Raw genomic sequence first — 13,676 nt, forward strand, 5'->3', positions numbered from 1 at the left:
AGGGACTCGAACCCCCAACCTTCTGATCCGTAGTCAGATGCTCTATCCATTGAGCCACAGGCGCAGGCCGCCGTGTTGGCGACTGAGCAAGCATAGCCCGTTGGATTTGGAATCGCAAACCGAGCACAGCGGCGAAGGCCGGTTCGGAATCGAACTTGCCCAACGCGCCTATGGTAGGAGGGTGACTGTTAACGATCCTGGGTATTCCGCCACCGGATCAACATGGATTGGCCACCGTCGGGGTACGGGCGCCTATATCCGCATCCAGGTGGCCATGATGCTCGCTGGGATCGCAACATTCGCGCAGCTCTACGCGCCGCAAGCGCTACTGCCACAGATCTCCGAGGCGTTCAGCGTGAGTGTTGCCGACTCCTCACTCATGATTTCGATGGGCACCGGTGGTCTCGCTATCGCTGTCGTGCCGTGGTCACTCGTCGCCGACCGAATCGGCCGAAAGCGAACCATCTCGATTGCTGTGGTCGCGGCAACCGTGCTCGGGTTGTTCTCGACCATGATGCCCACATTCGAGCTCACCCTCTTGGTTCGCTTCCTTGAAGGCATGGCACTCGGTGGCGTACCGGCCGTCGCGATGGCGTATATCAATGAAGAAATACACAAGTCGGATGCGGCGGCTGCGGGTGGCACGTTCGTGGCCGGCAATACGATTGGTGGGCTTTCAGGTCGCATCATCAGCGGCCCCGTTGGCGAGTGGACCGGTTCGTGGGAAATTGGCTTCCTTGCCGTCGCAGCGCTATCGATCATCGCATCCATTCTCTTTATGGCGCTTACCCCGTCTCCGCACGGCTTTATGCCCCTCGGCCCGGCGGCCGGGAGCGTGTGGCAGTCGGTGCAGTTCACGATTACGAACTCGTGGCGACATCTCAAAAATCCGGTGCTGCTCGCGCTTTATTCGCAGCCGTTCCTCTTGATGGGTGGCTTTGTCGCGGTGTATAACTATCTCGGCTACCACCTCACCGAGGAGCCTTTCCTTCTCCCCGTGTGGGTTTCATCATTCGTGTTCTTGGCCTATCTCGCGGGCACGTTCACCTCGCCAATCGCCGGCCGTCTCGGTGGGAAGTTCGGCCGGAAGCGCGTCATGCTGATCTTCCAAGTCATCACCGCAGTCGGTTTAGGCGTCATGATGTTCCCCAACCTCATTGCCGTAATTGCGGGACTCATCGTGTTTACGGCGGCGTTCTTCGGTTCGCATGCGATTGGTTCGGGATGGGCCGGCGCCTACCCGAAGTTCGGCCGGGCGCAGTCCACCGCGTTGTACAACCTTTGCTACTACATCGGCTCGAGCGTGCTCGGATACGTCGGCGGCCTGTTCTTCCAGCAATGGGGATGGGGCGCACTGATCGCGTTGGTCGCAGCGCTCTACCTGATCGCATTCGTGGTCGCGGCCCTCGTGCTCCCCGGCCAAAATCAGTCGCCGCGAAGTAGCGCCTGAGCAATCGCCAAGGTCACCCGCACCTTCTGAAGAAGTGCCACGAGAAGACATTCTTCGGGCGTGTCGTCGCGTGTCGCACCAATCCGTGGCACTTTTTCAGAGCGGTGATTTCGGTAGGAGACTGTAACCCTGGAAAGAGCGCCCCGGGAACGACCACCCGGAAAGCACCAGACTAGGTTCCTTACTCGATCGGGCGCAGTTGGCTTTCGTCCATTGGGAAGGGGACGCTGAAGAATACTGGTGTGGCGGTCATGTCGCCCCAGTCTTCTTGCTTGAGTGCGATCGACTTCGTGGACACTTCGGTGATGCGCACGCGGTGCCAGCGGCCATCGTCACGCTTCAACTCGTATTTGTCCGCAAGGTAGCCGATCCCGAGCTCTTCGAGGAACTCCTCGCCGGCAAGCCAGTCCACTTCACTGGTGCGATCGCGGCCGAGCAAATCGATGACAACGAAGCCCTCGCCTTCTGGGCGCAGCCATCCCAACAACTCGCCGTCCAGACCTCTGCGATGCGCTATCCACTCATCCATAGACTCGACACTAACGGCCCGCCCGCGAACGCGTGACCGCAGCCGAATTCGGCGAACAGGCAATCTAGGAGAACGAAACCCCCAACTTCTGCAGTACTGCAAGGAAGTCGGGGGTATTCAGCTGGCGGACACGGAGGGATTTGAACCCTCGGTCCCCAAATTGAGGACTCCACCTTAGCAGGGTGGTGCACTAGGCCTGACTATGCGACGTGTCCAGACTCGGCAAGTGTACACGGAATTTGCGTCGCCTTCAGCCGCCCGCAATTACCGAAGCTAGAACAGTCCTGCGGAAGCATTCGAGCAAGACTCGTTATCAGCAGTCTGGCCGTCGAGCTCCGGCGCGGTACTCGGTGTCGTCGTTGGTGCCACATCGCCGTTATCAGTTGACGGCGCTTCATCCTCTGCGGTCGCCTCCGGGCTCTCCGGCGTTCCTGGACCCTGTGTCTCACCCGGAGTCTCGGGCGCTTCCGTCTCATCCGCGCCAAAGTTCAATGGCTCGTCGTTCTCGATCATTTCCCACATTTGCTCAGCTTCGGGATAGGCAGGCTCGACCCGTCCTGGCGACCACGAGGAATCCACAACGGGCAACCGCACGAACGCGAACTGATCAAGCGGGACGCTGGCCAGGGCATAGGCGAGGCTCGCGAGCGTATCCACGTTATTGAGGTTGCTCGAAAGCAACATGTTCTGCGTCGCCGCACGTGCGAGGCCGTAAACCTTGGTGGGGTTGGTTAGCGTCTCGTTGCTCTTCACCGTTCGCATCAGCGCCGAGAGGAAGACCTGCTGGTTTTGGATGCGGGCAAGGTCAGAACCATCCCCGACACCGTGTCGAGTACGCAAGAACTTGAGCGCCTCTTCACCCTGCAGCGAGTGGTAGCCGGCATCGAGGTAGAGATCGGAATAGGTGTCGTTGATGGGCTGCTCAACACACACTTCCACGCCACCAACCGCGTTCGACATTTCAATGACGCCGTTGAATTCGATCATCGCGGCGTACTGAATGTCGATACCGCTCATGTCCTCAACGGTGGACACCACGCAGTTCACGCCACCGTCATCGAGAATGGAGTTGATCATCACCCCTTCTCGCGCATCGTAAGTCACGCCATCGTCACCGCTGCACTGCGGGCGATCCACAAGCGTGTCACGTGGGATCGAAACCACCGTCGCATTCGAGTGGTCTTCCGAGAGATGGAAGAGCATGTTGACGTCATTGAGGACGCTCGTGGATGCGCCAGCCTGGATATTGCCGTCTTCATCGGCGCGCGAGTCGCTGCCGACCAGCAGGATGTTTACTCCGCCTTCGAAAATGTCGTCACTTTCGGGGGAATTATTGGCGAGATCAAAGGTCTGCACGCCGGACTGGAGGTTGGCGTACACGATGCCGCCGAAGGTGAGCACTGACACCAGGACTACGCCCAGCGCCATCGCGATGCCCTTACCGATCGACTTCGCCGCATTCGTGGTTGGCAGCCGGCCGTGTCGAGCCTCAGTACCACCAATGCGCACTCGCGATGCATTCGCGTTAGCGGTTCGACGTGACAAGAAGAGTCCTCAGGTTGATTTGAACGGTAGCGCCTAAGCACTTCGCGGAGGGCGTGGGATTCGAACCCACGGGACATTGCTGCCCACTGGTTTTCAAGACCAGCTCCATCGGCCGCTCGGACAGCCCTCCTGACCAAGCAACGATTCTATAACGAACCAACTTGGACCCGCCCAATAGTAGCGAACAAGTTTCGGAACCCCGAGATTCTTGTCAGATTCAACCTGGACGACCCTAGTGTAAGCGATATCGAGCGGATTTTTGTTGCCCCAAACCAGCGGGCACCGCTCATTCCTACCGCCCTAACCAGAAATATTGGCGAGTGCCTTGGCGAGTCCGTCGTGGTAGAAATCACCCGCGAGCACGTTCCCCGCATCAATCACTTCCTGCGGCGCGTTCCCCATCACAACCCCCTGGCCACCACCTGCGGCCGCCCATTCGAGCATCTCAATATCGTTGCGGCCATCCCCGGCAACAAAGACATTCTTCGGATCAATGCCGTGTTCTTGACGCACTCGTTCAAGTGCGGTGCCCTTATTCACGCCATCGGGTGCAATATCGAGCCACGCGGTCCATCCCACCGAATAGCTCACCGAGTGCAGGCCCGACTTCTCGACGTGCTCGAGAAACTCCTCGATGGTTTGGTCCGGTGAGACGACCACCAGGCGTGTCACGGGCACTGCCGCGAGTTCTTCAAACGGCACTTCGATTCCCTGCGCTTCGAAGGTGCCCTCCGGGAAGCGCCCGGAGAATCGATACACCCCATCCTCACCCTCGACGGCAAACCGCGCGTTCTGCAACACGCCCTTGAGCGCCTGCAGCGCATCCGTGGGGTCGAAGGTCTCGACCCAGCGAGCCGAATAGCCACGTGCGTCGGATGCATCCTGAGCGAGCGTCATCGCACCGTTTGCCGACACGACGAATTCGGGTTCGATTCCGAGTCGCTCGCGTACCGGCAGCGTGTCACGAGCGGAACGGCCCGTCGCGAGCATGACCTCATGACCGGCTGCGACCAACCGATCGATCTCTTGGTGCGTCGCGTCAGGGATCTCCCCGTCCACATCCAAAATGGTGCCATCGATGTCGAGGGCAATGAGCATGCGATCAGTGGTCATGAGTGATCTATTCCTTCGGCTGCAACACTTCTTGACCGCCCAGGTACGGTCGGAGGGCTTCTGGCACCAGCACCGAGCCGTCGGCCTGCTGGTGAGTCTCGAGCACGGCCACAATCCAACGCGTCGTCGCGATCGTACCGTTGAGCGTGGCAACCGGTGCGGCCTTGCCATCTTCGCCACGCGCGCGGACGCTCAAGCGACGTGCCTGGTAGGTCGTGCAGTTGGATGTGGAGGTCAGCTCGCGGTACGCATCCTGCGTCGGGATCCACGCTTCAATATCGAATTTGCGTGCGGCCGAAGAACCGAGGTCACCCGCGGCAGTGTCAATCACGCGGTAGTGGAGCCCCAGGGCGGCCATCATTTCCTCTTGCCAGGCAAGGAGCCGCTCGTGCTCCGCATCCGCCTCCGCCGGGTTCGCGTACACAAACATCTCAACCTTGTTGAACTGGTGGGTGCGAATAATCCCGCGTGTGTCCTTCCCTGCGGACCCCGCCTCGCGGCGATAGCACGTCGACCAGCCCACATAGCGCAGCGGCGAATCGACGTCGATGATTTCGTCGGCATGGTAGCCCGCGAGCGCGACCTCACTAGTTCCGGTGAGGAAGAGGTCATCAGCGGGCAAGTGGTACACCTCGTCGGCATGCTCGCCGAGGAATCCGGTGCCCCGCATCACCTCGGGCTTCACGAGCGTCGGCGGGGTCAGCATCACAAAGCCATTCGAAATCGCCTTGTTCAGCCCGAGCTGCATGATTGCCAGTTCCAGCTGCGCCCCAATGCCGCGCAAGAAGCTGAAGCGTGCGCCGGAGACCTTCGCACCACGAGTCATGTCGATCGCACCGAGTAACTCGCCAATTTCCAGGTGGTCGCGGGGTGCAAACTCGAACTCCGGCTTCACGCCCTCGTGCCGCAGCACGGAGAAGTCATCTTCACCACCCGCGGGGACGCCATCGATCACAATGTTTTCAATGACCCGCACGGCTTCGTAGAAGGCTTCGTCGGCGTCATTTGCCGCCGCTTGTGCCTCCTTTACCTGGTTCGAAAGCTCCTGGACCGCAGCAAGCAGCGCCGGGCGTTCCTCTTTCGAAGCTTTGCCGATATCTTTCGACTTCGTCTTCTGCTCGGCGCGCAGTGACTCAAAATGCTGCAGTGCTTCGCGTCGGGCAAGGTCGGCAGCTACGGCAGCATCGACCGTCGCCGGGTCATTGCCGCGCGCCTCCTGGGAGCGCTTAACGAGGTCGGGCTGGTCACGGAGAAGTTGAACGTCGATCACACCGACATGGTAGCCGCCAGGCTCGACGCATTCTCTCGACATAAGATGCGGATATGTCGCAACGCGCCGCAATTATCGTCAATCCGTCCAAGCTCGACCTCGAAGAATTGCGTACCGCGCTCCCCAGTATCGAGTCCAGCCACGGCTGGGAACCCACCCTCGTCATCGAGACCACACCGGAGGATGCTGGCTACGGCCAAGCGCGCGAGGCTCTCGAGCAGGGAGTGGATCTGGTGATTGCAGCGGGCGGCGACGGCACGGTTCGCCTCGTGATCGCGGCGCTGGCGAATACCGACACGCCCCTCGGCATTCTGCCCGCAGGCACCGGCAATCTGCTCGCCCGCAACCTCGATATCGAGCCGCTCGATCGACGCGAAGCGCTCGATGTGGCATTCGCGGGCGAAGACCGCCGAATCGACCTCGCCCAAGCAGAGGTCGAGCGTCCCGAAGGTGACAAGGAGTCGTACATTTTTGCCGTGATCGCCGGGATCGGTCTCGACGCCGGCATGATCGAGCACACCGACGACGACCTCAAAAAGAAAATCGGCTGGCCCGCCTATATCGGCGGCATCGCCAAATGGATGATCGGTAGCGGCGCCTTCCGCGCCCGATACCGAGTCGGCGAGGATCGCACCTGGGGTACCCGCGCATCCACCATCATGGTGGGCAACTGTGGGCTGCTCACTGGCGGGATCAGGCTGCTGCCCGAGGCCAAGCTGGATGACGGGGTCCTGGACATGGTCATCATGCGGCCCCGTGGTCCCATCGGTTGGGCGATGGTCGGTGCGGGAGTGGTGGCTCGTGGGCTCGCGAAGCAGTTGGGGGCTTCCGGACGCCGGCCGCGCGAGGCGGGCGAGCGGAAGATGCGCGTGCTGAACTACTACCAGAACGGCGAATTCACCTTCCGCGTGGACTCAAAACCGGAATCCTTCGAGCTCGACGGGGATGCCGCCGGCGAGATCGTGGCGGCACACGTGAGTGTGCTGTCGGATGCGGTTACGGTGCGGGTACCGCGCTGAGCAGCGGGTACGGCGTCAACCGCCGGGGTATCCGCCAACCGCATGCCACAGCCCGGCCGCCCTACCGCACGAGCCCCTTCAGCCAGTCGGCAGCTTCCGCATAGTTGTCGTCGGAATAGGCCGGGTCCACCGAAACCGGTGACTGCACCGCCCGCGGGTAGGAGCCGAGGAACCGCACCGAGGGGCTGTATCTGCGGAGGCCGAGCAGCGCATCCGAAACCCTCGAGTCTTCAAGGTGACCGTCGAGGTCGATGACGAAGCGATAGCGGCCAGGATGCTCGGGGATGGGCCGCGAGGTAATCATCGACAAGTTGATGCCGCGCGCCGCGAACTGCTCAAGCATCGACAGCAGCCCGCCCGGGCGCTCATCGGGCAGGGTCACGATCAGCGAGGTTTTATCGCTGCCGGTGCGCGGCGGCAAATCGGTTCGCGTGGTCACCAGCAGGAATCGCGTGCGAGCAATCGCGCTGTCCTGTACATCTTCGGCGACGATGTCCACATCGAAGTGATCGCGAATCGTCGGCGGGGTGATCGCAGCATCCGCAACCTCATCCTCGTCGAAGAGCATCCGCGCACTCGCAACGTTTGAGGAGGCCTGCACGAAGAGGTGGTCCGGCAAGGTCCGGTGCAGCCAGCGGCGGCTCTGCCCATACGCGACCGGATGAGCGGCGACTGTCTCAATGTCCTTGAGCCCGATGCCCGGCCGCACCGCGAGCACGAAACGAATCGGCACGATGTACTCGCCAATGATCCGCAGCCCATCCATGGTGGCCAATGCATCCTGTGATGCCGTCACCCCTCCCTCCACCGAATTTTCAATCGCGACCATGGCCGCGAATGACTTGCCGGACTGCACATCCATGAGCGCTTCGAGCACATTCGTCACGGGCTTCCAAACCTTGCCCTGCGCCTCCGGCGCGAGCTTCAACGCCGCCTCGGTGAAGGTTCCCGCGGGTCCCAAAAAAGAGATCGTGTTGGATGCGTCGGGTCGCGTTTCGGTATCGCTCATGCGCTCCAGCCTAATTGCGGATTAGCCAGCCAGCGTTCAATGAAATTTGTGACAATTGAGGCATGCATGAACGAGCAGGCACAGTGGCCAGTCCCCAAGACCTTATTGATGTCGACCAGCTCATCGGTGCGTATTACCGCAACGTACCCGACGTGAGCGACCCGGCACAGCGAGTCGCGTTTGGCACTTCGGGGCACCGTGGCTCCAGCTTCAAGAGCTCGTTCACTGAATCACACATCAAGGCCATCACGCAGGCCATTTGCGAATACCGCGCAAGCAAGAAGATCACCGGCCCGCTGTTCATCGGTCGCGACACCCATGCACTGAGTGACCCGGCCGAGAAATCGGCACTCGATGTCCTCGCCGGCAATGGCGTGAAGGTTCGTGCCGATTCGCGCGGTTCCTGGGTGCCGACTCCGGCGCTGTCGCGCGCGATCATTTCGTACAACGCAAACCGCGACAATACCGAACTGGCCGACGGCATCATCATCACCCCGAGCCACAATCCGCCACAGGACGGCGGCTTCAAATACAACCCGCCGCACGGTGGACCCGCAGACTCCGATGCGACCTCCTGGATCGAGAACCGCGCCAATGAGCTCATCGCCGCCGGTCTGCAGGATGTCAAGGAAATGAATTCGGATGGTCGGGTCGGGTTCTATGACTTCCGCGAAGCGTATGTGCACGACCTCGCAAAGGTCATCGATTTCGAAGCGATCCAGCGCGCCGGTGTGCGCATCGGTGCGGACCCACTCGGCGGTTCGAGCGTCGAATACTGGCAGGCGATTGCCGACCAGTACGGAATCGACCTCACCGTGGTCAATCCGAAGGTAGACCCCCGTTGGCCCTTCATGACGCTCGACTGGGACGGCAAGATCCGCATGGATCCCTCCTCCCCCGCCGCGATGGCTTCGGTGCTCGCATTCAAGGATGACTACGACATTCTGACCGGCAATGACGCCGACGCCGACCGCCACGGCATCGTCACCCCGACCAGCGGCCTGATGAACCCGAACCACTACCTCGCCGTAGCGATTGAGTACCTTGCGACCAACCGACCGAAATGGTCGAAGAGCGCGGGGATCGGGAAGACGCTTGTGTCGAGCTCGATGATTGACCGCGTGGTGCATTCCCTCGAACGCAAACTCGTGGAAGTACCGGTGGGCTTTAAGTGGTTCGTTCCCGGGCTCACCGACGGCTCGATTCTCTTCGGTGGCGAGGAATCCGCAGGTGCCGCCTTCCAGCAGTTCGATGGGAAGACCTGGACCACCGATAAGGATGGCATCCTGCTCGCGCTGCTCGCGGCAGAGATCCTCGCGGTCACCGGAAAGACGCCGGCGCAGCGCTATCAGGAACTCACCGAAACCTTCGGTAACCCGGCCTATCAGCGAGTGGATGCGCCAGCGACGCCCGAGCAAAAAGCCATCTTGAAGAAGCTCTCCGGGAAGAGCATCACCGCCACCGAGCTTGCCGGTGAGCCGATTCTCGCGAAGCTCTCCGAGGCGCCGGGTAATGGCGCCGCAATCGGCGGCGTCAAGGTCGTCACCGAAAACTGCTGGTTCGCGGCACGCCCCTCCGGCACCGAAGACGTGTACAAGATCTACGCGGAGTCCTTCAAGGGCCCGGACCACCTCGCCCAGGTGCAAACCGAAGCCAAAGCGATCGTCGATGCGGCGCTGAACGGCGCATAGCCGGGCGGGGAGCAGCAAGCGTTGACCACTCTGCGAGACAGGCACGCGCTCATCGACCCTCTTGCAGGTTGCCGATTACCGGTTGCCGGGTAGCGCGGATCTTTCGCTACCCGGCGTGGTCTTGTGGGCGGCACTACTTGGCGCTAGCCGACGGGTTCGACTTCCGGTTGTGGTTCGGATGCGGTGTCGCCGCTGGTGTCGATGCCGTCGCTGAACTCGAGTGTGAAGCTTGCCCCTGAGCCGTTCTCGCAGGTGGCTCCGGTTTCGAAGTTGATTGAGCAGGTGTAGTCGCCCGCGCTCACTTCTTCGTCGTATTCGACCACGTCGCTGCTGCCCAAGTTGCTGGAAAGGCAGGGCCACACAACGCCCTCTTCGTTCACCCCGACCGCGACACCGGAGTTGCCCCCGGTGGTGCATGCTTCGTCAGGCGTGCTGAAGTTTTGTTGCAAGATCTGGCAGGTCGCTCCGCCCTCCGGCGTGATCTGACAGCGGAGGTTCCCCGATCGCGATTGGAAGGTCACGGGATCAAAGTCCGCGACCTGCGTCTCCGGCGCTTGTGACTGCGTTTCTTCACCGTTGCCGTCTGGATCCTCTTGCTGACCGCCATCGGGGTTTTCCTCTTGCGGCTGCTGCGACGCAGATTCCTCAGCGACAGGGTTGTCCTCGCCACCGAAAAGTCCGCTAATCACGAAGGCACCAACAATCACGACGACCGCGACAACTGCTGCAATCAGGATGGTGCGCAGGCCCTTCTTCTTTTCGGCTGATTCATTGTCCGACCCACCGCCCGTGCCACCCGAGCCAGCACCGTAGCCGCCGCCAGCCCCGCCGCCGTGTCCGCTGGAAACGCCAGCACCGGCTGCGCCAGCTGCAGTTTCTGTGCCAGCTCCCATTGCGGCGGCTCCTGCGCCTGAGCCGGCACCGGCATATCCGGCGCCGGTGGTTGCCGCTGGACGGCCGGAACCTTCATCCAGCTCGGTACCGAAGGGCCAGAATCCCTCGTCCTGATCTGCCGCTGACTGCGATTGCTGCGGTTGCTGACGCTGTGTCCCAGGCTGCGAACCGCGCTGCACGTCCATTGGTGTGGTGGCATCGCTTACGAATGGTGAGGCAAGCGGTTGGTCTTGGTCGAAGGATGCCGGTTGGCCTTGCTCCGTATTGGGCTGTTGGCTACCGGATTGCTGCCATCCGAATAGGTCGGCGCCCTGCTGGTCAGCACCAGGCTGGTCCGCACCGGGCTGGTTCGTGCCATGCTGGCCAGTGCCGCGCTGATCGCTGCCCTGCTGACCGACGCCCCGCTGATTTTGGCCCGGTTGGCCCGGCAGGTTGATGCCGCCCCGGTTGTCTTCAGAGTTGGTAAAGATTGGTGGCAGTTGCGGCATTGACTGCTGCTGGCTGGGTTGAGGAGCGGCGGGCGTTGTGCCATAAAATTCCGCGGCACGCTGTTGCGCCTGACGTTCGGCCTCGGTGCGTGGAGCAGCCTGCGGGTCGGCGGGGTCAACCTGCTCTTCCGCAGCAAAACCATCGGGCGCGAAACTTGCATCACCGGGGCGTTGTGTTGGTTGCTGCTCCCCGGCGCCCCTGCCTGCGACCGGCATCATGCCGGTCTGATCAAAGCCATCCGACACAATCGGTTTGTCCGCCGGGTCATTTTGGAGCCCATTGATCAGCTGCGTAAACGTTGCGTCGTCGTCGTATACGTCAGACTCGCTGCTCTTCGACTGCGGGGACCTCTGCTCCGGACCTGCCTGCGACGCCTGATCCGGAACGGGTAACCACGGCATGCTCGAGTCTTGTTGCTGTTGCTGTTGCTGTTGCTGTTGCTGTTGCGCAGCTTGTTCCCGCTGTGCCTGTTCGCGTTGAGCTTGCTCACGCTGAACCCGCTCGCGGTATTCGCGGTCACGAGCGAGCTGCTCTTGCTTCGCCTGCTCTTGGGCGGCCTGTTGCTCACGGACTGCCTGCACCTGACGAGCGCGCTCTTCCGCAGCGCGTTGCTCGCGTTCAGTTTGCTCCCGCTGGATGCGTTCGCGCTCAGCCTGCTCGCGCGCGGCCTGGTCTTGTGCGGCACGCTGCTGCTCAGCCTGCGCCCGCACCGCCTGTTCCTGCGCGGCACGTTCCTGCGCGGCCTGCTGCTCGCGTGCAGCCTGCTCCTGCCGAGCTCGCTCTTGCTGAGCCCGTTCTTGCTCGGCACGCTCCCGAGCCGCAGCATCCTGCGAAGCGCCTCGCTGTGCATCCTGCTCACCGAAGCCTTGCTGGTCTCCAAACTGCTGACCCGAAAAGGGCGAGCGCGCGGGAGCAGAAGGGCCCTGCGAAGGCTGCTCCGGCATCGGGGCTGGCCGCGCCGCATCCTCGTCACGGCGCTGCGGAAACAGTGGCGGAACCGATGGTGGTGTTGGTGGCGTCGAGCGCCCGTTCAGATCCGGTTCAAATCGACGACGAGAACGTCGTGGCGGCAATGGCGGCTGCGGGCCGGAGCCGTCCTGATCATCCGCGATCGCCGACTTCGGTCGGTAGCGGCTGAAGAAATCATCCTCGAACTCTCCGGTGTCTCCAGTAGCCCCGACATCCCACGGGTCGGGCTTCCCGCCACCGGGACGATGCGGTACCGCATTGCGGTCAGCGGAGGATTGCGCACCAGATTGCTCGTGCAGACGGGTTCCGCATTCGCCACAAAAGCGCTGCGAAGGCAAGGTTGCTGCTCCGCACTGGGGACATTTCGTCATGCTCACCACTTCCTTGAGTGCCGCGATCGGGCGGTTTTCGCAAGAATCGCCGACCAGGTTGTCCACAAATTTACCTGTCTCCACGAAGGATTGCCCGACCGCACGCCAAGATTGAGCGCGCGAGGCCTTGATTCCGAATAAATCTCGGGAAAAGTACGGATTCAATCTCTAGCGTTGCCGCATGTCTGAAGCAACCGCATCCGAAACCACCCAAGCCGAGTACAGCTACTCAAAAGACCCCACGAATAACCGATACGTCGTCCACTACGACGATGAGATCGTCGGGTTTTGCTCCTACCGCGAGCTCGGCGACGGTGTGCATTTCGATCACACCGTTGTCGATCAGGCCCACCAGGGCACGGGCATCGCCTCGAAACTGGTCCGCTTTGCGCTCGATGACTTCGGCCGAACCAGTCAGCTCCCGGTCATTGCCGACTGCTCCTACGTGCAAAAGTGGCTCACGAACCATCCCGAGTATGTGCACCTCACCTCACGCCGACCGGATGAGCTGCCCTAGACCGTGCCTGAGCCATGAGATCAAGGATCGCGTCCTCACAAATCTCTCATTGATCAGGCCGTTTCCCTCACAAACTTCTAATTCTCAATGAATAGGTTAAAGGCATGACGAAATCACTACGACGCACCGCAATTACCGCCCTCGCCGCACCCGCCGTGCTTTTCGCGCTGGTCGCGTGCGCCGGCACTGATGTCTCGGCACCGGAGGCCCCCGTAACAGAAGAGCAGAATGCTCCGGCCGAAACGAGCGGCCCCGGCAACGCTTCGCAGCAGGACGATGACACCGCCACCCAACCCTCGGACGACGCAACCCAGCAGGATGATGGTCAGCAGGGATCTGCAGACGCAGCCGAATATGCCACCGCGATCGCTGCCGCCGAAGAGCTGATCGGCAACGGCGGCATTGCCATCGACCTTGACCGTGAAGATGACGGCGATAAGCAGTTCAGCATCGATGTCGCCGAGGGTACGACCCTGCACGAAGTTGATGTAGCCCCTGACGGCACCGCCACCCTCGACGAGACCGAACAGCGCGAAGTGGACGGCGATGACCAGCGTGAAATCGACACTGCTGAGGTCACCATGATCGAAGCGATCGAGGCCGCCCTCGCTCACCAGCCGGGCACTATCGACGACGTCGACCTCGAAACCGAGAACGGAACCGTCGTCTGGTCAGTCGACTACGACGATGACCGCGACCTCAACGTGGATGCGGTTACCGGTGAAGTCACCGAGGACTCGGACGACGATGACGACTCAGACGACTAATACCGTCGAGGCCTCCCATCGCGCCCAATGACGAGGACACGCA

General features: G+C 61.6%; 11 protein-coding genes and 2 tRNA genes. 5 read left to right on the forward strand and 8 right to left on the reverse strand.

Going from position 1 to position 13,676, the window contains the following annotated elements:
• Positions 1-181 precede the first annotated feature (181 nt).
• Positions 182-1,450, forward strand: coding sequence for an MFS transporter (locus tag ACTHXA_RS08645; protein ID WP_441671395.1), 1,269 nt, complete (start codon positions 182-184; stop codon positions 1,448-1,450).
• A gap of 181 nt (positions 1,451-1,631) precedes the next feature.
• Here ACTHXA_RS08645 and ACTHXA_RS08650 read toward each other — a convergent pair whose 3' ends face one another.
• The 6 genes from ACTHXA_RS08650 to serS all read right to left on the reverse strand — a co-directional run bounded on the left by ACTHXA_RS08650 (position 1,632) and on the right by serS (position 5,907).
• Entirely contained in the window at positions 1,632-1,979 is a 348-nt protein-coding gene (locus ACTHXA_RS08650) for a hypothetical protein (protein ID WP_441671397.1), read from the reverse strand.
• 122 nt (positions 1,980-2,101) lie between these two features.
• Positions 2,102-2,194, reverse strand: a tRNA-Ser gene (locus tag ACTHXA_RS08655).
• A 58-nt stretch (positions 2,195-2,252) separates the two neighbouring features.
• Complete coding sequence (locus ACTHXA_RS08660; RefSeq protein WP_441671399.1) at positions 2,253-3,524, reverse strand: LCP family protein; 1,272 nt, start codon at positions 3,522-3,524, stop codon at positions 2,253-2,255.
• A 45-nt stretch (positions 3,525-3,569) separates the two neighbouring features.
• Positions 3,570-3,654, reverse strand: a tRNA-Ser gene (locus ACTHXA_RS08665).
• 170 nt (positions 3,655-3,824) lie between these two features.
• A complete protein-coding gene (locus ACTHXA_RS08670) occupies positions 3,825-4,637 on the reverse strand; it encodes an HAD family hydrolase (RefSeq protein ID WP_441671401.1) in 813 nt (270 codons plus the stop codon).
• 7 nt (positions 4,638-4,644) lie between these two features.
• On the reverse strand, positions 4,645-5,907 hold the full coding sequence (gene serS / locus ACTHXA_RS08675; protein ID WP_441671403.1) for a serine--tRNA ligase: 1,263 nt from the start codon (positions 5,905-5,907) through the stop codon (positions 4,645-4,647).
• 53 nt (positions 5,908-5,960) lie between these two features.
• On the opposite strand from serS, the gene ACTHXA_RS08680 reads away from it, so the two are divergent.
• On the forward strand, positions 5,961-6,926 hold the full coding sequence (locus ACTHXA_RS08680) for a diacylglycerol/lipid kinase family protein (RefSeq protein ID WP_441671405.1): 966 nt from the start codon (positions 5,961-5,963) through the stop codon (positions 6,924-6,926).
• Positions 6,927-6,987: 61 nt separating this feature from the next.
• On the opposite strand, the gene pheA is transcribed toward ACTHXA_RS08680, so the two are convergent.
• Entirely contained in the window at positions 6,988-7,935 is a 948-nt protein-coding gene (pheA, locus tag ACTHXA_RS08685) for a prephenate dehydratase (protein ID WP_441671406.1), read from the reverse strand.
• A 62-nt stretch (positions 7,936-7,997) separates the two neighbouring features.
• On the opposite strand from pheA, the gene pgm reads away from it, so the two are divergent.
• Positions 7,998-9,626 carry a phosphoglucomutase (alpha-D-glucose-1,6-bisphosphate-dependent) gene (gene pgm, locus ACTHXA_RS08690; RefSeq protein ID WP_441671408.1) on the forward strand — a complete coding sequence of 543 codons (1,629 nt, stop codon included), beginning with the start codon at positions 7,998-8,000 and terminating at the stop codon, positions 9,624-9,626.
• Positions 9,627-9,769: 143 nt separating this feature from the next.
• Here the strand turns inward: pgm and ACTHXA_RS08695 are convergent, their stop codons facing one another.
• Positions 9,770-12,349 carry a zinc ribbon domain-containing protein gene (locus ACTHXA_RS08695; RefSeq protein ID WP_441671410.1) on the reverse strand — a complete coding sequence of 860 codons (2,580 nt, stop codon included), beginning with the start codon at positions 12,347-12,349 and terminating at the stop codon, positions 9,770-9,772.
• A gap of 181 nt (positions 12,350-12,530) precedes the next feature.
• Here ACTHXA_RS08695 and ACTHXA_RS08700 point away from each other — a divergent pair, with 181 nt between their 5' ends.
• Entirely contained in the window at positions 12,531-12,866 is a 336-nt protein-coding gene (locus tag ACTHXA_RS08700; RefSeq protein ID WP_441671412.1) for a GNAT family N-acetyltransferase, read from the forward strand.
• Positions 12,867-12,970: 104 nt separating this feature from the next.
• On the forward strand, positions 12,971-13,633 hold the full coding sequence (locus ACTHXA_RS08705) for a PepSY domain-containing protein (protein ID WP_441671414.1): 663 nt from the start codon (positions 12,971-12,973) through the stop codon (positions 13,631-13,633).
• Positions 13,634-13,676 lie beyond the last annotated feature (43 nt).

Source organism: Gulosibacter sp., from assembly GCF_052090685.1.
Taxonomy (GTDB): Bacteria; Actinomycetota; Actinomycetes; order Actinomycetales; family Microbacteriaceae; genus Gulosibacter.

What these genes read in the sequence shown, in the direction of transcription:
- ACTHXA_RS08670 (WP_441671401.1), bottom strand. Translation starts at nt 4,637, where the DNA reads ATGACCACTGATCGCATGCTCATTGCCCTCGACATCGATGGCACCATT.
- ACTHXA_RS08695 (WP_441671410.1), bottom strand. Translation starts at nt 12,349, where the DNA reads ATGACGAAATGTCCCCAGTGCGGAGCAGCAACCTTGCCTTCGCAGCGC.
- ACTHXA_RS08705 (WP_441671414.1), top strand. Translation starts at nt 12,971, where the DNA reads ATGACGAAATCACTACGACGCACCGCAATTACCGCCCTCGCCGCACCC.
- ACTHXA_RS08700 (WP_441671412.1), top strand. Translation starts at nt 12,531, where the DNA reads ATGTCTGAAGCAACCGCATCCGAAACCACCCAAGCCGAGTACAGCTAC.
- ACTHXA_RS08680 (WP_441671405.1), top strand. Translation starts at nt 5,961, where the DNA reads ATGTCGCAACGCGCCGCAATTATCGTCAATCCGTCCAAGCTCGACCTC.
- pheA (WP_441671406.1), bottom strand. Translation starts at nt 7,935, where the DNA reads ATGAGCGATACCGAAACGCGACCCGACGCATCCAACACGATCTCTTTT.
- pgm (WP_441671408.1), top strand. Translation starts at nt 7,998, where the DNA reads ATGCATGAACGAGCAGGCACAGTGGCCAGTCCCCAAGACCTTATTGAT.
- ACTHXA_RS08650 (WP_441671397.1), bottom strand. Translation starts at nt 1,979, where the DNA reads ATGGATGAGTGGATAGCGCATCGCAGAGGTCTGGACGGCGAGTTGTTG.